Genomic DNA, 23,909 nt, shown 5'->3' on the forward strand with positions numbered 1-23,909 from the left:
CACATCAGAGAGACAGTCTGATGATTAATGTTACAGAGTGAGGGTGCCCCTCACCCCGGCCCTCTCCCGTTAAGGAGAGAGAAAAGCGGCAAGCGCCCGGTTATTCGCCCGGGCGCTCGTTAATGGCCTGCGGATTGTACGTGATATACATCGCATCGCCGTAACTAAAAAAGCGATACTCCGCTTTTACCGCTTCGCGGTAGGCGTTCATGGTGTGCTTATAGCCTGCGAACGCAGACACCAGCATGATGAGCGTCGATTCCGGCAGGTGGAAGTTGGTCACCAGCGCGTCGATCACTTTGTACTGATAGCCCGGATAGATAAAAATCTGGGTGTCGCCGAAAAACGGCGCGATAAGCGCGTCTTGCACTGCCTGCGCGGCGCTCTCAAGCGATCGCACCGATGTCGTGCCCACGGCGACGACTTTATTGCCGCGCGCTTTCGCGGCCAGCACCGCGTCGACCACCTCCTGCGGCACCTCGGCGTATTCAGAGTGCATCACGTGATCTTCGATGCTCTCAACGCGTACCGGCTGGAACGTCCCCGCGCCGACGTGTAGCGTGACAAACGCCATCTCAATGCCTTTCGCGCGCAGGCGCTCAAGCAGCGGCTCGTCAAAGTGCAGGCCCGCAGTCGGTGCCGCGACAGCGCCCGGTTTCTGGCTGTAGACGGTCTGATAAAGCTCGCGGTCAGCCTCTTCATCCGGGCGTTCAATGTACGGCGGCAGCGGCATATGGCCGATGCTGTTCAGAATATCCAGCACCGGGCGCTCGTCGTTAAACTGCACTTCGAACAGCGCGTCGTGGCGCGCGGTCATCGTGGCGTTTACGCTTTCATCATCGCCCAGCAGAAGTTCCGCGCCCGGCTTCGGCGCTTTCGACGCGCGGATATGGGCCAGCACACGATGGTCGTCGAGCATACGCTCCACCAGCACTTCAATTTTGCCGCCGCTCGCCTTGCGGCCAAAGAGGCGCGCCGGGATCACGCGGGTATTGTTAAAGACCAGCAGATCGCCGGGGTTGAGCTTATCGAGCAAATCGGTGAAAGTGCCGTGCGTGAGATCTCCCGTCGGCCCGTCGAGCGACAGCAGGCGACAGGCGCTACGCTGGGCTTGCGGATAGTGAGCTATCAGGGATTCGGGTAATTCAAAGGAGAAATCGGTCAAACGCATGGCTGGAACTCTGACATAAAAAACAGGCGGCTAGTCTAGTGCCGGGGCGCGCTCCCTGCAACTGATAAGCCGCTTTATCTCTCTTTAAGGAAAGGATCGTTATGAATTTTCTTGCCCATCTGCATCTGGCGCATCTGGCGCAAAGTTCGCTGCCCGGCAATCTGATGGCGGACTTCGTGCGCGGCAAACCGGATGAGCTTTATCCGGCGGATGTCGTGGCGGGAATTTATATGCACCGGCGCGTGGATGTGTTGACCGATAACCTGCCGGAAGTGCGCGAGGCGCGCGAGTGGTTCCGCCCCGAAACTCGCCGCGTAGCGCCGGTGACGCTGGATGTTATGTGGGATCACTTTCTCTCGCGCCACTGGGCGCAAATCTCGCCGGAGATCCCGCTTGCGGAATTTATCGCGCACGCGCACGCCCAGATTTTACCGACGCTACCCGACGCGCCGGAGCGCTTTGTGAATCTTAATAACTACCTCTGGCGCGAACGCTGGATGGAGCGCTACCGCGAGATGGACTACATCGCCCGCGTGCTTAACGGCATGGCGACCCGCCGTCCGAAACTCGCGGCCCTGCGCGACTCCTGGGACGATCTGAACACCCATTACGCCGCGCTGGAGCGCCAGTTCTGGCGCTTTTATCCACGCATGATGGCGATGGCGCGCGAGCAAACGCTCTGATTACGCCGCTTTTTCGCCGCGAATCTCGCGCCACAGCCGCCAGGCGAGCAGCAGCAACCCGGCGGCGCCCGCCACCAGCACCGCCCAGATGATCCAGGTATAGAACGCATTTCGCTGCGCGCTGGCATCTTTGGCCGTCAACCGCGCCTCGCCGCCAAGCGTCACCGCTTTGACCGTCTGCGCGTAAGGCAACATCTCCGGATCGTGAGAGCCCGGCACCAGCGTTTGTAGCTCCAGCGCCTGCGCTTTAGCCGCGCCATTGCCCCAGGCGAGCAGGAACGGGCCGCTGCCCTGGGCGTTAAACACCAGCGTTTTTTCGTCGCGCTCGCCGATCACTTCCGGGAAGGCGTCGCCAAAGCGCTGGTTCACCGCCCGCACGCGGAGCGCGGAAATCAGCTCGCCGTGCAGCGGCAGCGTCACCGCCGGACGCTCCGGCAGACGATAAATAACGGTGCGGGCGAGCAGCTGCCACGCCATGTTATCCGCGCTGCGATACTCAATCTCCACCGGCACAACAGCGTTCTCAAGCTGCGGACGCAGCGTCAGGGCATCGAATGGCTGTGGCCGCGCCCAGCGATACACGGCGGTGTCATCGTTTTCTTTCTCGCCATGCGCGGCAAGCGTGACGCGCCGCGGCTGTACGTGCGGTGCCTGCCACAGCCCGGTAGCCGAGGTAAAATCAATCGACGCGCTGGCGTTTTTCACCACCACCAGCAGATATTTCGCGCCAAAGAGAGACGGCGCGTCACTGAAATCCACCGTGTTCTGCAACAGCCGCTGATTGCCGGAGGCCAAATCCAGCAGCGGCGCATCCGCGATGACAGGCTGCCAGTTGCGCATCGTCTCGCTCGCAAGCACGTCCACGCGGGCCTGCCAGCCGTTGACCTGTTGCGGCCACGTCAGTTGCAGTTGGGTTAGCGCGCGCTCGCCGTTGTTCTCGCCAAGCGGGATCAGCCAGCTGGCGCTCAGTTGCTCTACCGGCGCGTTTTCCATGCGGATCTGCACGCCAGACGGCGACGTTAACAGCACCGTGCGCTGATCTTCTTCGCTGGTTTTGACCGGCTGGGCGTCAAGCCTGTAGACCGTCAGCGGCGCGGGCTGCGGCGCTGGCGCGGGCGGCGTGGTGGTGTCGAGCGCAAAAGGCAGGCTACTTCCCTGCGCATTAAACACGCGAATATCGCGCAGATCCGGCCACGCGCTCTGCGAATAGACGGCTTCCGGCAATGGCAGCCGGTACCACGGCGACTGCCCTTCCACCACAAGCTCCATGCCGCGCGCATAATCCTGCGGGCGCTCGGCGCGAGAAGTGTCGTCACTGGCCGCGCAGGTGGCGGCGAACGCCCAGACAAGGGCAACCCATAACTGTTTCATTCTGCCTCTCCCTGACGGGCATTGACCGGCCGCGCCGCTTTCGGCGGCAGCGGTGAGAAATAACCGACAATCAGCACCAGCACCGCGACGCCGATAAACGCCACGGCGCGCGCAAGCCCGCCGCCGCCTGCGCTGTCCACCAGCATCAGCTTCACAATCACCACGCCGAGCAGGCCCGCGCCGCAAAACCATCCCTGCCGCGCGCCCTTGCGCGTGGCGCTGACCATCACCAGCAGCGCCAGCAACATCCAGAGCAGCGCGAACGTGGTCTGGACCAGACGAGAATCCCACAGCGCGTCGAACTGCCAGGGGATCTCCCCTGCCCACGCAAGCGTGCGCAGCACCAGCCCGTTGCCCCACCAGAACAGCAGCGCATACCAGACGAGCGGCGTCCACGGCTGCGCCTGTTGTAACAGCGGCGACCAGAAGCGCGTAAGCAGCCGCCACCCGCTCAGCGCCGCCAGCAGCGCGAAACCTGCGCCAAGCTCCAGCGGGTTGATCAGCGGCAGGTACGGCCAGTCGACCGTCGCGCCGTTCATCAGGTTACCCGCAAGCAGTAAGAACGCCAGTACAGGCGCGACCGGCAACAGCCCCGGCCCGCTGTAAAGCGCAGGCCACTGCGCGCACGGCCACAGGCTGCGGCGGATCGCACCGTTCACCAGCAATACGATAGCGGCGCTGACGACGAGGATAATACCGGTCTGCCACGCCTCGCTGCCCCACGGCAGGCTGTCGGTAAACCACCAGGTTTCCGCGCCAGCGGCAATGAGCAGCATCCAGAATAGCGACAGATGCAGCCCCTGCTGGAGACGCACCGGCAACGCGCCGGCGTCACGGCGCAGCAGCCAGAGCGCGCACGGCAACGCCAGGCACCAGACTAAACTGTGCCAGCCCGCCAGCACCAGCGCGCCGTCGATAACGATCTGATAAATCAGCATCAGCGCCATACCCGGCCACAACAGCCAGACGGCGTAAGCGAGATCCGGCCACGCCGCTTTGCGCGATGCCGCGCGCCACAGCAAGGCGGAGAGCGTCAGTAGCGCAAGCGTCAGGGCCAGGCCCTGGGAGATATCCGCGAATGCCCAGCGGGCGGCCTGCAACAGCGCCACCAGCCAGAAAGCGATGCCTGCGCCAAGATGCGCCCGGCTCACCTGCCGCTGCGGCTCGCGCCACAGCCAGCCGCCTGCCAGCCAGCAGAGCGCCAGCACCGCGCTGATAAACGCCGCGTTAAGCAGCGTAATACCATCAATCCAGGCGTAAACGGCGCTGGCCGCCGCAAGCGCCAGCAGCGCGCTGCCGCTGTAGCTCATCCGCCGCTGGGCCTGCTGCATGCCAAACCACAGCAGCCCCAGCCCTTCCAGCGCCCAGGCGAGCGCCGTCCAGCGGGCCGACAACGCCAGCGGGATAGCGAGCGTGACAAACGCGCCGCCAAGCGCCAGCCCGCCCAGCGCCAGTATCCGTCCTTCCTGCGGATAGCGGCGCAGCGCGGCGCGCGCGAGCAGCAAATAGACCAGCCCGAAGCCGAGCGCCGAAAACGCCGGGCCGTACGTCAAGTGGCGGGTAATCGCATACTGCATCCCAAAGCCGACCAGCGGCGGCGCGAACAGCATCACGCCATCGACGATTTTCTTGCGACCCTGCGCGCGCAGCGACAGCGCCACGCAGACCACGCCAAAGAGCAGAATATTGGCGATAAGAAAGAGCTGGCAGCTCAGCCACTCGTCCGGCTGATAACCGTTAATGCCCCAGAGTCCCGCCACGCCAAAGGTAAACAGCAGACCAAGCAGATTAAGCTCGCGCCAGTGCTGCCAGACGCTGACGGCGGCGATGCCCACCGACAACAGCAGATAGAATGAGAAAAGCGCGATGTGGCTGCCGCCGCCGGTGGAGAGCAGCAGCGGCGCGAGATAGCCGCCGAGACTCGCCAGCATCGCGAGGCTTAACGCGCGTTGCAGCACGGCCAGCGCGACGCTCGCGGCGCACACTACCAGCATCAGGCCGAAGGCGAGCGGCATCGGCAGCATCTGCCAGAGCCGGAACGCGCCGAAAATCGTGATATAGAGCGCGCCCACCGCGCCGCCCTGGAGGATGAGCGCATAGACCGGCGTCTTGTGGCGCAGTCGCCAGCCGAACGCCAGCAGCACGAGCGCGGCGACGCCCGCGCCCGCCACGCGCAGCTCAAGCGGCAGCATGCCGCGCTCAACGCTGTAGCGCAGCAGGAAGGAGATGCCTAAAAAGAGAAGAATGACGCCGATTTTGGCGAGCGGATTGCCCTGCATAAACCAGCGCGTCAGGCTGGTAAGCATGCCGCCTGCCGCCGCGGCATGGCCAGATTCTGCTGCGGGTTCCTCGCGGCGCGTAGCGGCGGCGGGCGCAGGGGCTTTCGCCGCGTTGCGCACGGCCTGCGACCAGACCGGCGGCGCGTCCGTCTGCGGCGCCGGTTCAGGCTCGGGCGCTGCCGCGGTTTCAGGCACCGGTTCAGGCTTCGGCGCGACAAACACGGGCGCAGGCTCCGCCGCAGGGGTTGCCATCGGTACGGTTTCCGCGCCCGGCGGCGCAGACGCCGTGGCAAGCCGCGCTTCCAGCGTCTCTATGCGATTACGCAGGCGATGAAGTTCGGTTTCATTACGCGCGCTGCGTTTTAGCGCCATGATGGCTATGACTGGCACCACAACCACACAGAAGAGCGCAATCAGAGCAGCAAATACAAAAATCTCATCCATTGATTTCAGACCCTGCGGCAGAAGTGCGGCTACTTTCCCATATCTGGATGAAAAGCGGTATTCCTTTACCGCGTTTCGTTACGCTTATCGCGAATGCAGGATCACCGCCGCGCCCGCGGCGAGCCGCAGCGTCTGCCCTTCCAGCGCGCCGCCGCCCTCTTCGCGCGTCCAGGCCCGGTCATCAAGGAGCGGCGAGAACGGCAGTGTGATTTCACAGGCTGCGCCGCGATTCAGCGCCACCAACACCCGCTCCTGCTGAAAGACACGCGTAAACACCAGGACGTCGCTTTTCGCATACACCACCTGACACGCGCCGGAACGCAGCGCCCGGTTGCGATGACGCAGGCGCGCGAGCCGCTGATACAACGCCAGCAGCTCGCCGTCCTGCTGTGTCTTATCCCACGGGAACGGCTGGCGGCAGAACGGATCGTTGCCGCCTTCCACGCCCACTTCGTCGCCATAGAAGACGCAGGGCACGCCGGGCCAGCAGAAAAGCCACACCGCCGCTGCCCTGATGCGCGCCGGGTCGCCTTTGGCGACCGTTTTAAAACGCGCGGTGTCATGGCTGTCGAGCTGGTTAAACATACGCAACTGCTGCTGGTGCGAGAGCGCGGCGCGATACTCCTCCATCCACCGCGCGCAGTCGGCGGCGTCAAGCTGCTGCGGCTCCAGCCCGTGATCGACACCCGCGAGAAAGCTCCACACCGGCGTCGTAAAGCCACGGTAGTTCATGGCCGCATCTTCCACGTCGTTTTGCAGCCACTGGCGCGCATCGCCAAAATGTTCGCCGAAGACAAACGCCTGCGGGTTTACGGCTTTGGCCGCGCGGGTGATCCCCTCAACGTGGCGCAGGTTTGCTTTCGCGCCGCCGCTTTCCCCGAGCATATGCACCACATCGAGCCGCCAGCCGTCGATGCTCCACGGCGCTTTCAGCCAGTGCTTCACCACGCTCTCTTCGCCCGCATAAATCTCGTCCACCACGCCAGGCTCAGCGAAATCGAGCTTCGGCAGGCTGTCGTAGCCGAGCCAGCAGAAGGCATGACCGTCCCCGGCGAAGGTGTACCAGTTGCGCGTCGGCGAATCCGGGTGATGGCACGCCCCGTCGGTGCCGTGATTCTGGCGATCGAACCACGGGTGCGTGTCGCCGGTGTGGTTAAAGACGCCGTCCAGAATCAGGCGCATACCCGTCTCACGCGTTTTTTCACGCAAGCGCAGCAGCGCCTCATCGCCGCCGAACTGCGGATCGACGTGGCGATAATCGGCGGTGTCGTATTTATGCACGCTCGGCGCGCTGAAGATGGGGTTGAGGTAGAGCGCCGTGACGCCGAGTTTTTTCAGGTACGGCAGTTTTTCGCAGATACCGTCGAGATCGCCACCGTAAAACGTCGAGCCGCCCGCCTCTGCGCTGACCGGCTCGTGCCAGTCGCGCAGAATGATGTCGTGGCCCTGGGCGTGGTGGAAATAGATATTGTCCTGCTGCGCGCCGCGCGTCGTACTGCGGGCGAAGCGGTCCGGGAAAATCTGATAGAACACCTGATCCTGCACCCACTGCGGGCCGTCGTCGGGCGCGTCGATAGCGAACAGCGCCAGCCGGGCGGGCGGAAACTCACTCAGCCCCAGCGGGCTGAACCATTGCTGGCGATCGCCCCATAAAAGCTTAAAGCCGTAGCGGCGGCGCGGCTGGCCGTCGCCGAGCGGAATGCTCGCCTGCCACGCGCTGACCTGCGGATGCGGCGCGGCGCTCAGGCGCTTCATCTCAAAGGGCGTTTCTTCGTTATCGCGCTCGTAACGCAGCATGACCTTTTCCGGCAGCGCGTCGCCCGCAAGCCAGAGGGTAATGAGTAATTTCTCCCCCTGCCGGTGAATAAAGGGCGCAACGGGGAGATGCCAGGCATTCAACATACAATTTGATCCTTAATCGACAGAAAACAGGCGCATCTTTCCACAGGGGCAACCGCGCGCCTTCCTCATTCTGGATTTAATTGGGGGAGGAGACGGGAGGCGGAGAAACAGAAGTGAGCGTAGAGCGAAAACGACATCCCCGCCAGGCGGCGGGGATGGAAGGGAGCATTATGCGGAAAGTCGGGCGTCGCGGCGGCGTTTAAACACCCAGCCCACCAGCAGCAGCGCAATCCACGCGAAACCGACGTAGAGCGAAATGCGGGTATCGGGGTGATAGCCAATCAGCGCGATGATAAACGCCAGGAAAATCAGGCCGACGATGGTCGTCGCCACGCCGCCCGGCACTTTGAATTTCAGCGCTTTGACTTCATCTGCGCTCAGGCGACGGCGGAACGCCACCTGCGAGAGCAGGATCATTATCCAGACCCAGACGGTCGCAAAGGTCGCGAGTGACGCAATCACCAGGAAGACGTTTTCCGGCATGATGTAGTTGAGGTACACCGCCAGCAGCATCGCGAAGCACATCACCACCACCGTCACCCACGGAATGCCGCGGCGCGAGGTTTTGGCGAACACTTTCGGCGCGCTGCCCTGCTCGGCCATGCCGTGCAGCATACGGCCCACGCCAAACACATCGCTGTTAATTGCCGACAGCGAGGCCGTCAGCACCACGAAATTCAGAATGCCCGCCGCAACGGTGATCCCCATATGCTGGAAGGTGAGCACAAACGGGCTGCCGTTGGTGCCGACTTCACTCCACGGGTAGATGGACATAATCACGAACAGAGTGCCGACGTAGAACACCAGAATACGCAGCGGCACAGAGTTAATGGCGCGCGGAATGGATTTAGCCGGATCTTTCGCTTCACCGGCGGTGATGCCGATAATCTCGATGCCGCCGTAGGCGAACATCACCATTTGCAGCGCCATGACGGTGCCAATCCAGCCGTTCGCGAAGAAGCCGCCGTTACTCCAGAGATTATGGATGCCGGTCGGCTGACCGCCGTTGCCGATACCCCAGACAATGATGCCGATACCGGCCGCGATCATGATGATAATGGTGGCGACTTTAAAGAACGAAAACCAGAACTCCAGCTCGCCGAACACTTTCACGCTCATCAGGTTAATGGCGCAGATGATAAGCACCACGCTCAGTACCCAGACCCAGTGCGGCACCGTCGGGAACCAGACGCCCATATAGATGCCGAACGCGGTAACGTCGGCAATGGCGACAATCAGAATTTCAAAGCAGTAGGTCCAGCCGGTGATATAGCCTGCAAGCGGGCCAAGGTTATCCTGCGCGTAGCGAGAGAATGAGCTCGCCGCCGGGTTGTGCACTGACATCTCGCCGAGCGCGCGCATGATGATATACGCCGCCACGCCGCCGATAATGTAAGCCAGCAGTACGCTCGGGCCGGCCATTTTGATGGCGTCCGCCGAGCCGTAAAACAGGCCGGTGCCAATCGCTGAACCCAGCGCCATAAAGCGGATGTGTCTTGTACTCAATCCGCGCTTGAGCTTGTTCTCGTTTTCCATCTTTCCAGTACCACGTCATACAATAAAAAACCACGGAGCCAGGCCCCGTGGTTCAACAATCAACCGACGATCAGTGAGCGGTGGTTGTCACGCTCCGTCCGGCCGCACGATCCCAGAGCGCCGCCGCCAGCGTAATCGCAACGGTCGGCAGCAGCCAGGCCAGCCCCTGATCCGCCATCGGCAGTTTCTGAGTCCAGGCCGGAAGGATACCGCTTATCGCCGAGGCTTTCACCCCATCAATCAAACCAAACAGCAGACTGACCGCCATCGCCGGGGCGATAACACGGCCCGAATTATGCCACCAGCCGCGGGTGAAGCTCAGCACAACAAGTGCGATACACGGCGGATAGATGGCCGTCAGCACCGGAATGGAGAACTGAATCAGCTGGCTTAAGCCAAGGTTCGACACCACCATCGAGAAGAGACCCAGGATAAACACCAGCGTGCGGTAAGAGAGCGGCAGGTACTGCGCGAAGAACTCGGCGCAGGCGCAGGTCAGGCCGACCGCCGTCACCATACACGCGAGGAAGATCAGCGCCGCCAGCAGGAAGCTACCCGCGCCGCCGAAGGTATGCTGAACATAGGCATGCAGAATCGCCGCGCCGTTAGCGGATTGATCCACCAGCGTCGCGCTGTCAGAACCGAGACGGAACAGCGCCAGGTAGAGCAGCGTCAGGCCGACGCCCGCCATCAGGCCCGCGAAAATGGTGTAGCGCGTCAGCAGGCGAGAATCAGACACGCCGCGTGAACGCGCCGCGTTGACGATAACAATCCCGAACACCATCGCGCCGAGCGTATCCATCGTCAGATAACCATTCACGAAGCCGTTAGAAAACGCCGCTTTCTGATAGGCGTCTGTCGCCACGCTGATATCGCCCGCCGGCCAGACAATCGCCGCCACCGACAGCACCACCAGCGCGATGATTTTCAGCGGGGCCAGGAAGTTGCCCACGGTATCCAGCAGTTTGCCCGGATAGAGCGACACCAGAATCACCAGCGCGAAATAGACCAGGCTGTAGATGAGCAGCGGCAGCGCGCCGTCGCCGGTGAGCGGCGCAATGCCAACTTCAAACGACACGGTCGCGGTGCGCGGCGTCGCGAACAGCGGCCCGACGGCCAGATAACACACCGTCGCCAGCAGAATGCCCGCGACGCGGCCAATCGGATGGCTCAGGCTGTCAACGCCACCGCCGACTTTCGCCAGCGCCACCACGGTCAGCACAGGCAGACCCACGGCGGTAATAAGAAAGCCGATCGCCGCCGTCCAGACATGCGGACCGGCCTGCAAACCAACCATAGGAGGGAAAATGATATTGCCCGCGCCGACGAACAGCGCAAAGGTCATAAACCCCAGTGCGATAATGTCGCGCGATTTTAAACGATGGGTCATAAGATTTACTGCCTGTGGATGTGGTGTTGAAATTGAATAATTTTTTACCGCCAGTCACCTGACGAAAACGCGGCTATTTGCAGAGCTGACAGCGGGATATGCTTCCCGATTACGCTGGCGAAGAATTGTTTTTCGATTTACCAGGTAAAAACAGTCGGTCTGGCAATAGCAGGGGCGCAATTTAAACGCTTATAACGTTTAAAGGCAAGACGGGATCGTAAAACCAGACCTTTATGCCAGATCTAAGTTTCAGGGTAGTGATAAAATCTGAAATCGTAAAAAACCTCCGGCGATTCGCGCGAGCAAAAAAGCGTCAAACGCTGAAAAAAACGTTCAGAGGCGGCGAAAAAATGAATAAGGCCAGCTTATGGCTGGCCCTGGAAAGAAAGGTTGACGAACTAAATGTCAGAAAGCGCTTTAGCGGGCGCGGAGACAATTAATCGCTCCGGCAGGAGGAACGAAAACGTGGTGCCTTTGCCAGGCGTACTTTCAATCTCCAGACGCGCATCGTGGTGCGTCAGCGCATGTTTCACAATCGCAAGCCCCAGCCCACTCCCGCCTGTCTGGCGCGAGCGCGCCTTATCAACACGATAGAACCGCTCGGTGAGGCGCGGAATATGCTCCGCGGCAATCCCTGGCCCGGTGTCCGCCACGCTAAAGCGCGCCCCGTTCGCCACGTGCTCCCAGCGCACGGTGATGTGCGTGCCCTCGGGCGTATGGTTGACCGCGTTATAGACCAGGTTTGAAATCGCGCTGCGCAACTGCTCGTCATTGCCAAGCACTTTGAGCTGCGGATCGACCTCAAACGTAAAAGTATGCTTCTGCTGGCTCAGCGTCTGCGCTTCGCGCTCCACCACCCGCAGCATCATCGGCACGTCGATGGTTTCGTTAAGCTGCATCGCGGGCGCCGCCTCGATTTTCGAGAGCGTGAGTAGCTGTTTCACCAGCCCTTCCATGCGGTAAGTCTGCTCGCGCATAGTGTGTAGCGCTTTTTCCCGCAGCGGCCCTTCGAGCGTCTGCTCGTGCATCATCTCCAGATACCCCTGCAACACGGTGAGCGGCGTGCGCAACTCATGGCTGACGTTGGCGAAGAAGTTGCGCCGCGCGCCTTCGAGCTGGTGCATCTGCGTGACGTCGCGCGCCACCATTAACAGTTGATCTTCGCTGTACGGCATGACGCGAAACTCAAGATGACGCCCGTTGTTAAGCACCAGATGCAATGGCCGGTTGAACTCCTTGCCGCGCAGATAGCTGGTGAATTCCGGGTAGCGCAGCAGGTTTAAGATGTTCTGGCCGTTATCGTCCGGCCAGCGCAGGCCGAGAAGCTGTTGCGCAAGGCCGTTACACCAGAAGATGACGCCCTCTTCCGTGGTCAGCACCACGGCGTCCGGCAGGGATTCCGCGCCGCTGCGAAAGCGTTTGATAAGATTACCTAGTTCGCGGCGGCGTTTTTTATTGCGCAACTGCATCTGGTGCAGGCCGTAGAGCAGCGGCTCCCAGCTCCCGCTGCCGGGCGGCGGCGTCATGCTGCGATCCACCCACAGCCACCAGGAGAGTCGCAGCAGATTCCAGAAATGCCAGATAAGCAATCCGGTCACCGCCGCCAGTAAAAACCATGCCAGATAGCCGAATATCGCCCCGAGCACCAGCGCCGGGATACAGCAGAGCAACAGCTCCAGCACCAGTCTTTTCCATGACAGCCGTTCCAGCACGCGTCACACTCCTGTTTTGGGTTTAAAAACGGGTTGAGAACCGATAACCCGTACCGCGCACCGTCTGAACCATTCTGTCATGACCACTCTGCTCCAGCGCCTTACGCAGGCGGCGGATATGCACATCCACGGTGCGATCTTCCACATACACATTGGTGCCCCAGACGTTATTCAGCAGCTGTTCGCGGCTATAAACGCGCTCCGGGTGCGTCATAAAGAAGTGTAACAGCTTGAATTCGGTCGGCCCCATATCGAGGGGGTTTTCGCCGGTCATCACGCGGTGCGATGACGGATCGAGGCTTAAGCCCTGCATTTCGATAACTTCATCAACGGCCATTGGCGAGATACGACGCATGACCGCTTTAATACGCGCCACCAGCTCTTTCGGGGAGAACGGTTTGGTAATGTAATCGTCAGCCCCGGTCTCCAGGCCACGCACGCGATCTTCTTCTTCGCCGCGCGCGGTCAGCATCACCACAGGGATCTCACGGGTCAGCGCTTCGCGTTTGATATGTTTAATAAACTGGATCCCCGATCCGCCGGGCAGCATCCAGTCCAGCAGAATCAGATCGGGCCACGGCTCATTGAGTTGATTCACCGCACTGTCATAATCTTCCGCTTCCACCGGCTGGAAGCCGTTTTGTTCCAGTACGAAACACACCATCTCGCGGATAGGTGCTTCATCTTCAACGACCAGAATACGTCTCGCCATGATTCGCCCTGTTAAATAAAGTAAACAGTATGTTATGCGGCGCCATTATGCGTCAGATTTATGACAGATTTATGAAAAAGATGACCGTAAGATGACCTGTCAGCGCAGGCGGTTAAACCCGGCGGCGCGACGAAACAGGACACCCGCCGTACTGGATGTTTATAATCCCCTTCTCGCTTTTTCGCCACAGGGCATCCCATGCGTATTCTGCATACCTCAGACTGGCATCTTGGTCAAAATTTTTACGCCAAAAGCCGCGCCGCCGAACATGAAGCCTTTCTCGACTGGCTGCTGGAGGCAGCGGTTGCGCATCAGGTAGATGCGATTATCGTCGCGGGCGACATCTTCGATACCGGCGCGCCGCCAAGCTATGCGCGTGAGCTCTATAACCGCTTTGTGGTCAAACTCCAGGCGGCGAACTGCCCGCTTATCGTGCTCGGCGGCAACCACGATTCGGTGGCGACGCTCAATGAATCCCGCGAACTGCTGGCCTGCCTCAATACCCACGTTATCGCCAGCGCGCAGCTTACGCCAGAAACGCAGGCCACGCTTTTATACCGCCGCGACGGCGAACCTGGCGCGGTGCTCTGTCCGGTGCCGTTTTTGCGCCCGCGCGACGTGCTGCGAAGCCTTGGCGGGCAGTCGGGCCGTGAAAAGCAGCAGCAACTGCTGGAGGCCATCAGCCTGCACTATCAACAGAGCTATGAGGCCGCCTGCCAGCTTCGCGGCGAGCGTAACCTGCCGATTATCGCGACCGGCCATCTGACCACCGTTGGCGTAACCAAAAGTGACGCGGTACGCGACATTTATATAGGCACGCTCGACGCCTTCCCCGCAGACCGCTTTCCCCCCGCCGATTACATTGCGCTCGGGCATATTCACCGCGCCCAGAAAGTGGCGGGCTGCGAGCATATCCGCTACAGCGGCTCGCCGATTGCGCTGAGCTTTGATGAAACCGGCAAAGAGAAAAGCGTTTATCTGGTGGAGTTTGCCGATGGCAAACTGCGCGACGTCACGGCCCTGCCGGTGCCGGTCAGCCAGCCGCTGGCGGTGCTGAAAGGCAGCCTGGAGTCCATTACCGCGCAGCTCGAACAGTGGCGCGACGCGCCGGACGAGCCGAAAGTCTGGCTCGATATCGAAATCGACACCGCTGAATTTCTGCATGATATGCACCGCCAGATAAGCGTGCTCACCGAAAGCCTGCCGGTGGAGGTCGTTCTGCTGCGCCGCAGCCGCGAAATGCGCGCGCGCGCGCTCGGCACGCTCAGCACCGAAACGCTTAGCGAGCTGGGGCCGGAAGAGGTGTTTGAACGACGCCTTGAACTGGAGGCGTTTGAGGAGCCGGAGAAAGCGCGCCTGCGCACGCTCTTCGCCCGCACGCTGGAGAGCCTGCACGAGGAGGATGAGGCATGAAAATCTTAACTCTACGGCTAAAAAACCTGAACTCGCTGAAAGGCGAATGGAAAATCGACTTTACCGCCGAACCGTTCGCGAGCAACGGGCTGTTCGCGATCACCGGCCCGACCGGCGCGGGCAAAACCACGCTGCTGGATGCCATCTGCCTTGCGCTCTACCACCGCACGCCGCGCCTGAACGCGCTGTCGCAAAGCCAGAATGACCTGATGACGCGCGACACCGCCGAGTGTCTGGCGGAAGTGGAGTTTGAAGTCAAAGGCGTCGCCTGGCGCGCCTTCTGGAGCCAGAGCCGCGCGCGCGGCCAGCCGGATGGCAATTTACAGGCCCCGCGTGTGGAGCTGGCGCGCTGCGAAGACGGCAAAATCGTCGCCGATAAAATCAAAGACAAACTCGACAGAATTGCCGCGCTGACGGGCCTCGATTACGACCGTTTCACCCGTTCGATGATGCTCTCGCAGGGCCAGTTCGCCGCGTTTCTCAATGCCGAAGCCAAAGCGCGTGCCGAACTGCTGGAAGAACTGACCGGTACCGAAATCTACGGCCAGGTCTCGGCACGTATTTTCGAACAGCATAAAGAGGCCCGCAGCCAGCTTGAGAAGCTCGAATCGCAGGCGCAGGGCGTGCGGCTGCTGGACGAAGCGCAGCGGGAAAGCTTAACCACAGGTTTGCAGGCGCTTACTGACGAGGAAAAAACGCTGCTTGCCCGCCAGCGCCAGTTACAGCAAGAGCACCTGTGGCTGACGCAGCGCACCGCGCTTGCCCGCGCGCTCGACGCGGCACGCCAGGCCGCGGCTGCGGCGGATGCGGCGTTACAGGCCGCCGCCCCGGATCTCGCGCGGCTTGAAGCGGCGCTACCGGCGGAAAAACTGCGTCCGGCGTGGCTGCGCTGTCAGGAGCTGGAAACCACCCTTGCCGCCACCGGTCGCCAGCATGAAGAAGTAAGCGTTCGCTTACAGGAAAGCCAGCAGCGCCGCCGGGAGATCCGCCAGGCCGCCGCGCAACAGGCGCAGGTGCAGACGGCGGAACTCACGCAACTCGGCCAGTGGCTGACGGAGCATGACCGCTTTCGCCTCTGGAGCAGCGAGCTCGCAGGCTGGCGCGCGGTGCTGGCGCATCAAAAACGCGACCGCGACCAGCTCCGCGCGCTGAACGAGACGCTCGACGCCACCCGCCGCAAGCGAGACGCGCTGCCGGACGCCGGGCTTGCGCTCTCGCCGGAGGACGCCGCGCAGGCGCTGGCGCAGCTTAACGAGCAGCGCCCGCTGCGCCAGAAGCTTTCAACGCTCCAGTCATCCTTTGCGCCCCTGACGCGCCGTAAAGCGCGCCTGCAGGAGACGAACAGCGTCCTGCAAACGCAGATCCAGCAGCTTGAGCAGCAGCTGGCGCAAAAGCGTCAGGATTACAAAACTAAACAACAGGATGTGGAGCGCGCGAAAGCGGTCTGCGATCTGGAGCAGCGTATCGCGAGCCTCGTTGAAGAGCGCGCGCGCCTGCAACCCGGCAGCCCCTGCCCGCTGTGCGGCGCGACCGAACACCCGGCCGTGGAGGCGTATCAGGCGCTGAAGCCTGACGCGAGCCGCCTGCGTCTTGCGCAACTGGAGCAGGAGAAAGAGCAGCTCGGCACCGAGGGCGCAGCGCTGCGCGGCCAGCTCGACGCGCTGATGAAACAGCGCCAGCAGCAGGAAAGCGAAGCGGCAAGCCTGCTGGAAGAAGAGCAAGCACTCACCTCACAATGGCAGACGCTCTGTGCGGCGGCCGGTCTCACCCAGGCACCAGGCGACGATCTCACCCCGTGGCTTGACGAACAGACCCGCCGCGAACAGCAGTTGCACCTGCTGCGCGAGCGTCAGATGCTGGAGGCCACGCTTGAAGGCACGCAGCGTCAGGTCACGTCGCTGGAAGCGGCCTGGCAGACGCAGCAGGCGGCGCTGCGCGACCAGCTTGACGCCTTCGCCCTGCCCGCGCCGGATGCCGACAACCCTGCGCCGTGGTTCGCCGAACGTGAAGAAGAGACGCGCCGCTGGCAGCAGTATCACGAACGCCAGCAACGCCTGCGTGAACAGCTTTCCGCCTGTGAAGCGCTGCTGAGCCTGTTGCCACAGGAGGGCGACGCGCAGGCGGCGTCACTCGCAGCAGACGAACTACCGCGCGCGGGCCAGGAGATCCATACGCGCTGTTTATCGCTGGAAGCGCAGTGGCAGACACTCGGCGCGCAGCTTCTGCAGGAGCGCGCGCGCTACCAGAATGCGGTGCAGGCATTTGACGCAGCGCTCGCCGTAAGCCCGTTTGCGGATAAAGCAGCGTTTCTCGCCGCCCTGCTGGATGACGCCACCCGAAGCCACCTTGAAGCCCAAAAACAGCGGCTGGAGCGCGAGCGTGAAACGCAGCACACGCTGCTCGCACAGGCGCAGCAGGCGCTGGAGCGCCACCTGAGCGCGCGCCCGGAAGCCATGGACGACACGGCTGACGCACAGCAGAGCGAAGCTGCGCTCACGGCAGTGACAGAGCAACTGCGTGATAACACCACGCGCCAGGGCGAGCTGCGCCAGCAGTTGCGCCAGGACGAAGAGAGCCGCACTCAGCTCGCCGCACTTCTTGGCCAGATTGACGAAGCCAGGCGCGAGGCCGACGAATGGGGCCAGCTCAACCATCTGGTCGGCTCGCAGAAAGGCGATAAATTCCGTAAGTTCGCACAGGGGCTGACGCTGGATAATCTGGTATGGCTGGCCAATAACCAGTTAGCGCGCCTGCATGGCCGCTACCTGCTTAAACGCAAGCTGAGCGAAGATCTGGAGCTGGAAGTGGTGGACACCTGGCAGGCGGACGCGGTGCGCGACACCCGCACGCTCTCCGGCGGCGAAAGCTTCCTGGTGAGTCTCGCGCTGGCGCTGGCGCTCTCAGATCTGGTGAGCCATAAAACCCGCATCGATTCGCTGTTTCTGGATGAGGGTTTCGGCACGCTGGACGCCCAGACGCTCGATACGGCGCTGGATGCCCTCGACGCGCTGAACGCCAGCGGCAAAACCATCGGCGTTATCAGCCACGTGGAGGCGATGAAAGAGCGTATCCCGGTGCAGATCAAAGTAAGAAAGATTAACGGCCTTGGCGTGAGCCGCCTGGCGCGCGAGTATCAGGTCGATTAAGGCCAATAAAAAAGGGGGCATGGTGCCCCTTTCTTTTTATTAACGCACTACCGGCCAGAGCCACGCTGCGCCGCGCACGCCGCTCGAATCGCCATGCGCCGCTTTGCGCACCGGCGTTTCGCACTCGCCGCCGAACACCCAGTGTTTCATCAGCGGCGGCACGGTTTTATAAAGCCGGTCAACATTGCTCATACCACCTCCCAGCACAATCACATCCGGGTCGAGAATATTGACGATATGCGCCAGCGATTTCGCAAGCCGCATCTCGTAGCGGCTGAGCGCAAGCTCCGCCAGCACGTCCTGGGCCTCTACCAGCCGGATGATTTCGCTGCCCTTGAGCGGCTGGCCGCTTAAGCGATGATAGTCGGTCGCAAAGCCCGTGCCGGAGATAAAGGTTTCGATACAGCCCTGCTTGCCGCAGTAGCACGGTACTTCTTCACGGTAGCGCAGTTCGTCTTCATCCATCCACGGCAGCGGATTATGGCCCCACTCGCCCGCGTTGCCGTTGGCCCCGATATGGCTCATGCCGCCCAGCGCAATGCCGGAGCCGCATCCGGTGCCGATGATGACCGCAAAGACGGTCTGCGCGCCCTTCGCCGCGCCGTCGACCGCCTCCGACACGGCAAAACAGTTAGCGTCGTTGGCGAGCCGTACCTCACGAGAAAGCCGCGCGCTGAGGTCTTTATCCAGCGCCTGACCGTTCAGCCACGTGGAGTTGGCGTTTTTAACGACGCCCGTATAGGGCGAGAGCGTGCCCGGAATGCCGACGCCGACAGTGCCGCGCTCGCCGGTCTCTTTTTCGGCAAGCTCAACGAGACCGGCTATGGTTTCGATGGTTTGCGGGTAGTCGTCACGCGGCGTCGGCACACGGTGGCGAAAACGCTGCTCGCCGTCGTCGCCAAGCGCAATCACTTCGGTTTTGGTGCCGCCTAAATCGATCCCAATACGCACGTCTGCTTCCTCATATTCAATGACTTACCAGGAGAGTAGATAACCTGTCCGTGAAAGGCAATGAAACGCCGCGGCTGATTCGTTATCATGCCCGCTGCGTTTAACTACCAGGCCGTGGAAATTAACATGCTGTGGTTCAAAAATTTAATGGTTTACCGTTTAAACCGCGACGCCGCGCTGCGTGCGGATGAGATGGAAAAACAGTTAGCTGCGTTTACCTTCACCCCGTGCGGCAGCCAGGATATGGCGAAAACCGGCTGGGTGCCGCCCATGGGCGGCGGCAGCGACGCGCTTACCCACGCCGCCAACGGCCAGATTGTGATTTGCGCGCGCAAAGAAGAGAAAATTCTGCCAGCGCCGGTAATCAAACAGGCGCTGGAGGCGAAAATCGCCCGTCTGGAGGCCGATCAGGGCCGTAAGCTTAAAAAGACGGAAAAAGATTCACTGAAAGATGAAGTGCTGCATTCGCTGCTGCCGCGCGCCTTCAGCCGCTTCAGCCAGACCATGATGTGGATCGATACCACCAGCGGGCTTATCGTCGTGGACTGCGCCAGCGCCAAAAAAGCGGAAGATACGCTGGCGCTGCTGCGTAAAAGCCTCGGCTCGCTGCCGGTGGTGCCGCTGACGCTGGAAAACCCGATTGAGCTGACGCTCACCGAGTGGGTGCGCGCCAATAACGTGCCGCAGGGTTTTCAGCTGCTGGATGAAGCGGAGCTTAAGGCCATTCTGGAAGATGGCGGCGTGATCCGCTGTAAAAAGCAGGAGCTGGTGAGCGACGAGATCGCGGTGCATATCGAAGCAGGGAAAGTGGTCACCAAACTGGCGCTCGACTGGCAGCAGCGCGTGCAGTTTATGCTGTGCGACGACGGCTCGCTGAAGCGCCTGAAATTTGCCGATGAGCTTCGCGATCAGAACGACGACATCGCGCGTGAAGATGTGGCGCAACGCTTTGACGCCGATTTCACGCTGATGACCGGCGAACTGGCGGCGCTGATTCAGAACTTAGTGGAAGCGCTGGGCGGCGAAGCCCAACGCTGATGCATTCGCGTCGTCCCGCCCGGGGCGACGCGCTTACAGGTAGCGGCAGAGATAGGATGTCGGCTCGGCGACCTGCAGATGAAACTCGCTATGCCCCGGTACGTGGAATACCTGCCCCGCTTCATACGTTTTCCATTCGGTTTCGCCCGGCAACAGAACATGCAGCGCGCCGCTCACCACCGTCATCTCTTCCGGCTGCGCGGTGCCGAACGTGTATTCCCCTTCCGCCATCACGCCCACACTGGCGCGGCCCGTGCTGCTGCTGGTGAAGCCGATAGATTTCACTTTACCGGAAAAGTAGTCGTTACTCTGAAGCATAAGCAGGCCCTTACTGAAAAAATGGTTGGAAAAACAATATAGAGGGCCAGCCGGAGCGCTGTCACGTAAATTGTGACAACGGCTCAGACAAGCAGTTCGGAAGCGAGACGCGCCACCAGGACATTACTGAGCAGTACCGGTACATCCAGCGCTTTTTGCAGCAGATCGCGGTGTTTTTGATGAAAACCGAGGCAGTCGAGCAACAGCACATCCACTCCTTGTGCCAGCAGATCGCGCCCGGCATTAACCAGCTCATCTTCTGTGCCGTAAAACGGGTTCGCCAGTGTGTACAGCGGCGGATTTTCCAGCACCTGCCATTTCTGCGCCTGTGCAGGCATCAGCTCCGGGATAGGTAAAATGATCCCAACCTGATGACCGTCGACAATCGAGGCGACCAGCGGCGGAATAATGCGATCCGGCTCCAGCAGCATCGCGTTGCGCGCGCGCAGGCCGGAAAAACGCTGCGTGCTCATCAGTAAGATAACGTCATAGCCCTGGTTATCGAGCACTTCGATAACGCTTTGCAACGCCCTTTCGGTTTTGGCTTTTGAAACCGTCGCTTTTTCACCGTCGGCGAGCATAGTGATGATCGTCTCCTCACTCCCTGACGCACCATAATCTTCCATCGCCTCGGCGCGCGACAGTTTCCCCATGAGACTGATATGGGTGATGTGCTGCTCATCGATATGTTCGGTTAACAGCGGGAGAATCTCACTGACGGGCACTACGCCGATGGTAAGTATGGCCAGAGTCGCACGCATTTTTATCGCCTTGGTTTACAGCCTCTCAAACAGTTAACGACACCTTTCACCCATAACTTGAGCGCAAGCGAAAGATGGATCACAAAGCGTAGCAGCTTCCGGGTAAAGTCCGCAGAAAAAAGCCAGCTGCCGCTCAACAATAATCATAACGTATCGTTAACATTAGGTTTGGATGAAAGGTGTGATGCAAAGCGGCAGCGACGCTTTTTCGGAGTGGCGGAAAGCGCAGCGCGACGCGTGCGCTTTCCGCCGGTCAGGATCAGGATTTGTCCGGGTCTTCGTAACGGCGCTTGGCGTCCAGCGCTTCATGCTCGGTAGGGTGCTCGCTGATAAGCGAATCCGGCTCGGGATGATCGGCACGTAACTGATAGGTGGTCACGGTTTTTCCCGGCACGCCTTTTTCAACGGGAACCACGCGCGCCTCGCGCGGATAAGGGGGTCTGGTCGGCATAGCGCTTCCTTGTTTTTCGGTCAGAAGCGTTAAGTATAGACAATCCCGGCGGTTAGCTGGCGTGCGCAACCTGCAGTGCGTCAATAATACGGGAAACAATGACCGCAGGCGCGTCGGCGGCATCAATCACGTGGTGGGCGCACTCGCGATAGAGCGCGTCGCGCACTGCCAGCACGTCAGCTATCTCTTCCGTCATCGGTTTGCCGGTGAGCGTCGGGCGCTGCCCTGCTTCCGGAAAGGCTTCAAGCCGCTGCGCCAGCACATCGACCGGCACGTTAAGATAAATCACCACGCCATGCGCGCGCATAAACTCGCGGTTCTCGTCACGCAGCACCATGCCGCCGCCGGTGGCCACGACCGTCGCGGGCGCGGTAACCGCCTGCAACGCCTTGCTTTCACGGGCGCGAAAGCCCGGCCAGCCCTCTCTCTCCACCACCTCGGCGACCGTCATCTGCGTCTGCTCCAGCAGCCAGCGATCGGTATCGGCAAAGCCGTACGCCAGCGCACGAGCCAGCGCCTCGCCGGTAGTAGTTTTTCCGCAGCCGCGCGCGCCGACTAAATAAATGGGTTGATTCATGGATGGATTACCTCACCTTCCGCCAGCGGAGAAAGGATTAGACAGCAGGCCGTAAGCCGTGAGTTTAACAACAAACTAGTACACAAGACAGGCGTAAATTTAAACTTACAAAAAGGTTTGGGCTGAACAGCACCCCGCGCAGGACAACCCTTCTTCCGTCTTAAGGGTGTAAAGCCACGATACCACCGGCGAGTATTCGCCAGGCGCGCCCACCATACTTGAAAGGACACGCACAACACAACCCCGCCGTCCGCCGCACCCGGTTACATATTTCTTATTTCCTTTACGCGCCGGATATTTACAAGCGCCGATTTTTCTCCAGACTTAACTATTGACGCGTTCAATGACAGAGGGATGAATCATGCAATCTGAAGAGCAACGTCTGATTGACGGGCTTTTTGACCGACTCAAAGCCGCCGGTGAAAACAGCGCGCCGCGCGATGCGGACGCTGAACGCTGGATTGAGCAGCATATGCGCAACCAGCCAGGCGCCGCCTACTACATGGCGCAAACCATTCTTATTCAGGAAGCGGCCATGAAACAGCTTAACGGCCGTATTCAGGCGCTCGAAGCGGAAGTGGCGCAACTCAAACAGTCGGCGAGCCGCCAGCAGAGCAGCGGCGGTTTCCTGGCTGGCCTTTTTGGCGGCAACAAGAGCGAGCCGGAAGCCCCGCGCCCGCAGGCTACACCGCGCGGCTCCGATCCCATCCCCGGCGCGCAGCAGTACCAGAGCGCGCCGCAGGCAGGCTACGCCCCGCAGCAGGCTGCCCCCCAGTATTACAATAACGCCCCACGCGGCGGCGGCTTTATGGCGGGCGCACTGCAAACCGCCGCGGGCGTGGCGGGCGGCGTGGTGCTTGGCAATATGCTGACCAACATGTTCAGCCACCACCAGCCGGAGGAGATCGTCAATATCATTAACGAACCGGCGCAACCCGCGGATAACAGCCCGGTCAACGCCGTTGAAGATTACAACCAGGCGGATGACAGCCAGTTCCTGAACCAGGACGCCGGGCTGCAGCAGGACAACGGCAACGACTACGTGCCTGCCAGCAGCGACGAAGACTGGAACAACGATTTCGCGGGCGATGACTTTGGCGGCGACGATTTCGGCGGTGATGACGATAACTGGGTTTAAGCCTGGCGTTTTTTGCCGCTGAGCCACTTATCGAGTTCAGCGGCGAATTGCTGACGGTCGCGCTGGCTTAAGGCATCCGGGCCGCCGGTCTGGATGCCACTGGCGCGCAGCGTATCCATAAAGTCGCGCATCGTCAGACGCTCGCGAATGGTGGCCTCGCTGTAGCGCTCGCCGCGCGGGTTCAGCGCCACCGCACCTTTGGCTATCACTTCCGCTGCAAGCGGAATATCTGCCGTCACCACTAGATCGCCCGGCTCGCAGCAGCGCACGATTTCGTTATCCGCCACGTCAAAACCGGCGGGCACCTGGCGGGCGCGGATAAACTTCGACGGCGGCACGCGCAGCGGCTGGTTCGCCACCAGAATCACCGGCGTTTCGGTGCGCTCGGCGGCGCGGAACAGCACTTCTTTAATCACTTTCGGACACGCATCGGCATCCACCCAGACTGGCATTACGACTCCTGATTGTCGGCGGGAATAATGGAGATTTTGCCATTTTTCTCAAGGATGGCGAATTTTATCTCCTCCAGCCGCTCGATCCCCTGGCTGGTGCGAGCCGAACTTAAAATATCGTCCCGCGAGATCCCCGCTTTTTTCATGCGAGCCGTCAGCAGGCGGCCGTTCTCCACCAGGATCAGCGGCGATCCGTCAAGCAGCAGATCGAGTCGCGGAAACGCGTTTTTCAGATAGCTCAGCAGAATATCGAGCACAATCAGCGTGATGATGGTGATCGCCGCACCGGTAAAGGAGAAGTCGTTACCGAGCAGCGCCTGCTGAGTGGCCTCGCTGATGATTAACAGCAGCACGAAATCAAACGAGTTCATCTCCAGCAACGTGCGGCGACCGGCGATTTTCAACACTACCAGCAGCAGGAAATACATGCCTGCGGCGCGCAATACGCTATCCATGATGTTCTC

Annotated in this window: 20 protein-coding genes; 5 read left to right on the plus strand and 15 right to left on the minus strand. The window is 61.0% G+C overall.

Translation table 11 applies throughout. The features are described from left to right. Positions 1–100: 100 nt before the first annotated feature. Positions 101–1,171: a tRNA preQ1(34) S-adenosylmethionine ribosyltransferase-isomerase QueA gene (gene queA, locus AFK66_RS14450; RefSeq protein ID WP_023899255.1), complete on the minus strand. Its 1,071-nt coding sequence runs from the start codon at positions 1,169–1,171 to the stop codon at positions 101–103. A 101-nt stretch (positions 1,172–1,272) separates the two neighbouring features. Between queA and acpH the strand changes: the two genes are divergently transcribed. After that, the gene (gene acpH, locus AFK66_RS14455; protein WP_007781306.1) at positions 1,273–1,854 is read left to right on the plus strand and encodes an ACP phosphodiesterase; all 582 of its coding nucleotides are present in this window, start codon (positions 1,273–1,275) and stop codon (positions 1,852–1,854) included. Here the strand turns inward: acpH and AFK66_RS14460 are convergent, their stop codons facing one another. The 7 genes from AFK66_RS14460 to phoB all read right to left on the minus strand — a co-directional run bounded on the left by AFK66_RS14460 (position 1,855) and on the right by phoB (position 13,200). Then, a complete protein-coding gene (locus AFK66_RS14460) occupies positions 1,855–3,225 on the minus strand; it encodes a DUF3999 family protein (protein WP_007781304.1) in 1,371 nt (456 codons plus the stop codon). Next, a complete protein-coding gene (locus AFK66_RS14465; RefSeq protein ID WP_023899256.1) occupies positions 3,222–5,948 on the minus strand; it encodes a DUF2339 domain-containing protein in 2,727 nt (908 codons plus the stop codon). The genes AFK66_RS14460 and AFK66_RS14465 overlap by 4 nt, the downstream gene beginning before the upstream one ends. Positions 5,949–6,032: 84 nt before the next feature. Continuing rightward, positions 6,033–7,850 carry a maltodextrin glucosidase gene (gene malZ, locus AFK66_RS14470; RefSeq protein ID WP_023899257.1) on the minus strand — a complete coding sequence of 606 codons (1,818 nt, stop codon included), beginning with the start codon at positions 7,848–7,850 and terminating at the stop codon, positions 6,033–6,035. A gap of 168 nt (positions 7,851–8,018) precedes the next feature. Beyond that, a complete protein-coding gene (proY, locus tag AFK66_RS14475; protein ID WP_007781293.1) occupies positions 8,019–9,386 on the minus strand; it encodes a proline-specific permease ProY in 1,368 nt (455 codons plus the stop codon). Between the two features lie 70 nt (positions 9,387–9,456). Continuing rightward, positions 9,457–10,776 (minus strand): branched-chain amino acid transporter carrier protein BrnQ, encoded by a 1,320-nt coding sequence (gene brnQ, locus AFK66_RS14480; RefSeq protein WP_007781291.1) that lies wholly within the window; start codon positions 10,774–10,776, stop codon positions 9,457–9,459. 398 nt (positions 10,777–11,174) lie between these two features. After that, positions 11,175–12,488, minus strand: a complete 1,314-nt coding sequence (gene phoR, locus AFK66_RS14485; protein WP_007781289.1) for a phosphate regulon sensor histidine kinase PhoR — start codon at positions 12,486–12,488, stop codon at positions 11,175–11,177. 22 nt (positions 12,489–12,510) lie between these two features. After that, complete coding sequence (phoB, locus tag AFK66_RS14490; RefSeq protein WP_004387771.1) at positions 12,511–13,200, minus strand: phosphate response regulator transcription factor PhoB; 690 nt, start codon at positions 13,198–13,200, stop codon at positions 12,511–12,513. A 198-nt stretch (positions 13,201–13,398) separates the two neighbouring features. Between phoB and sbcD the strand changes: the two genes are divergently transcribed. Then, complete coding sequence (sbcD, locus tag AFK66_RS14495) at positions 13,399–14,613, plus strand: exonuclease subunit SbcD (RefSeq protein ID WP_032983428.1); 1,215 nt, start codon at positions 13,399–13,401, stop codon at positions 14,611–14,613. After that, entirely contained in the window at positions 14,610–17,759 is a 3,150-nt protein-coding gene (gene sbcC, locus AFK66_RS14500) for an exonuclease subunit SbcC (protein ID WP_059223199.1), read from the plus strand. Before sbcD ends, sbcC begins: the two co-directional genes overlap by 4 nt. Before the next feature lie 39 nt (positions 17,760–17,798). On the opposite strand, the gene mak is transcribed toward sbcC, so the two are convergent. Further along, complete coding sequence (gene mak, locus AFK66_RS14505; protein WP_007781274.1) at positions 17,799–18,710, minus strand: fructokinase; 912 nt, start codon at positions 18,708–18,710, stop codon at positions 17,799–17,801. A 126-nt stretch (positions 18,711–18,836) separates the two neighbouring features. Here mak and rdgC point away from each other — a divergent pair, with 126 nt between their 5' ends. Continuing rightward, entirely contained in the window at positions 18,837–19,748 is a 912-nt protein-coding gene (rdgC, locus tag AFK66_RS14510; RefSeq protein ID WP_004386837.1) for a recombination-associated protein RdgC, read from the plus strand. A gap of 33 nt (positions 19,749–19,781) precedes the next feature. Here rdgC and ppnP read toward each other — a convergent pair whose 3' ends face one another. The 4 genes from ppnP to aroL form a co-directional block, all read right to left on the minus strand. Continuing rightward, positions 19,782–20,066, minus strand: a complete 285-nt coding sequence (ppnP, locus tag AFK66_RS14515) for a pyrimidine/purine nucleoside phosphorylase (RefSeq protein ID WP_007781270.1) — start codon at positions 20,064–20,066, stop codon at positions 19,782–19,784. A gap of 83 nt (positions 20,067–20,149) precedes the next feature. Beyond that, entirely contained in the window at positions 20,150–20,827 is a 678-nt protein-coding gene (locus tag AFK66_RS14520) for an AroM family protein (RefSeq protein WP_032972775.1), read from the minus strand. 259 nt (positions 20,828–21,086) lie between these two features. Continuing rightward, a complete protein-coding gene (locus tag AFK66_RS14525; RefSeq protein WP_007781267.1) occupies positions 21,087–21,278 on the minus strand; it encodes a YaiA family protein in 192 nt (63 codons plus the stop codon). Between the two features lie 52 nt (positions 21,279–21,330). Continuing rightward, on the minus strand, positions 21,331–21,855 hold the full coding sequence (gene aroL, locus AFK66_RS14530; RefSeq protein WP_007781265.1) for a shikimate kinase AroL: 525 nt from the start codon (positions 21,853–21,855) through the stop codon (positions 21,331–21,333). Positions 21,856–22,216: 361 nt separating this feature from the next. On the opposite strand from aroL, the gene AFK66_RS14535 reads away from it, so the two are divergent. Continuing rightward, positions 22,217–22,993 carry a DUF2076 domain-containing protein gene (locus tag AFK66_RS14535; protein WP_007781259.1) on the plus strand — a complete coding sequence of 259 codons (777 nt, stop codon included), beginning with the start codon at positions 22,217–22,219 and terminating at the stop codon, positions 22,991–22,993. Here the strand turns inward: AFK66_RS14535 and AFK66_RS14540 are convergent. Together AFK66_RS14540 and AFK66_RS14545 are read right to left on the minus strand one after the other, a co-directional pair. Then, positions 22,990–23,445 carry a YaiI/YqxD family protein gene (locus tag AFK66_RS14540; protein ID WP_007703490.1) on the minus strand — a complete coding sequence of 152 codons (456 nt, stop codon included), beginning with the start codon at positions 23,443–23,445 and terminating at the stop codon, positions 22,990–22,992. The two genes, AFK66_RS14535 and AFK66_RS14540, sit on opposite strands and share 4 nt — an antisense overlap. Next, on the minus strand, positions 23,445–23,900 hold the full coding sequence (locus tag AFK66_RS14545) for a DUF421 domain-containing protein (protein WP_023899266.1): 456 nt from the start codon (positions 23,898–23,900) through the stop codon (positions 23,445–23,447). Before AFK66_RS14545 ends, AFK66_RS14540 begins: the two co-directional genes overlap by 1 nt. Positions 23,901–23,909 lie beyond the last annotated feature (9 nt).

It is taken from the genome of Cronobacter malonaticus LMG 23826 (assembly GCF_001277215.2).
In the GTDB taxonomy this organism is placed as follows: domain Bacteria; phylum Pseudomonadota; class Gammaproteobacteria; order Enterobacterales; family Enterobacteriaceae; genus Cronobacter; species Cronobacter malonaticus.

Bases quoted from the DNA above. Each gene is read 5' to 3' on its own strand.
- rdgC (WP_004386837.1), top strand. From the start codon at position 18,837: ATGCTGTGGTTCAAAAATTTAATGGTTTACCGTTTAAACCGCGACGCC.
- AFK66_RS14520 (WP_032972775.1), bottom strand. From the start codon at position 20,827: ATGCGTGCGACTCTGGCCATACTTACCATCGGCGTAGTGCCCGTCAGT.
- AFK66_RS14545 (WP_023899266.1), bottom strand. From the start codon at position 23,900: ATGGATAGCGTATTGCGCGCCGCAGGCATGTATTTCCTGCTGCTGGTA.
- acpH (WP_007781306.1), top strand. From the start codon at position 1,273: ATGAATTTTCTTGCCCATCTGCATCTGGCGCATCTGGCGCAAAGTTCG.
- queA (WP_023899255.1), bottom strand. From the start codon at position 1,171: ATGCGTTTGACCGATTTCTCCTTTGAATTACCCGAATCCCTGATAGCT.
- ppnP (WP_007781270.1), bottom strand. From the start codon at position 20,066: ATGCTTCAGAGTAACGACTACTTTTCCGGTAAAGTGAAATCTATCGGC.
- AFK66_RS14465 (WP_023899256.1), bottom strand. From the start codon at position 5,948: ATGGATGAGATTTTTGTATTTGCTGCTCTGATTGCGCTCTTCTGTGTG.
- brnQ (WP_007781291.1), bottom strand. From the start codon at position 10,776: ATGACCCATCGTTTAAAATCGCGCGACATTATCGCACTGGGGTTTATG.
- AFK66_RS14540 (WP_007703490.1), bottom strand. From the start codon at position 23,445: ATGCCAGTCTGGGTGGATGCCGATGCGTGTCCGAAAGTGATTAAAGAA.
- sbcD (WP_032983428.1), top strand. From the start codon at position 13,399: ATGCGTATTCTGCATACCTCAGACTGGCATCTTGGTCAAAATTTTTAC.
- proY (WP_007781293.1), bottom strand. From the start codon at position 9,386: ATGGAAAACGAGAACAAGCTCAAGCGCGGATTGAGTACAAGACACATC.
- phoB (WP_004387771.1), bottom strand. From the start codon at position 13,200: ATGGCGAGACGTATTCTGGTCGTTGAAGATGAAGCACCTATCCGCGAG.
- AFK66_RS14525 (WP_007781267.1), bottom strand. From the start codon at position 21,278: ATGCCGACCAGACCCCCTTATCCGCGCGAGGCGCGCGTGGTTCCCGTT.
- sbcC (WP_059223199.1), top strand. From the start codon at position 14,610: ATGAAAATCTTAACTCTACGGCTAAAAAACCTGAACTCGCTGAAAGGC.
- AFK66_RS14535 (WP_007781259.1), top strand. From the start codon at position 22,217: ATGCAATCTGAAGAGCAACGTCTGATTGACGGGCTTTTTGACCGACTC.
- AFK66_RS14460 (WP_007781304.1), bottom strand. From the start codon at position 3,225: ATGAAACAGTTATGGGTTGCCCTTGTCTGGGCGTTCGCCGCCACCTGC.
- aroL (WP_007781265.1), bottom strand. From the start codon at position 21,855: ATGAATCAACCCATTTATTTAGTCGGCGCGCGCGGCTGCGGAAAAACT.
- malZ (WP_023899257.1), bottom strand. From the start codon at position 7,850: ATGTTGAATGCCTGGCATCTCCCCGTTGCGCCCTTTATTCACCGGCAG.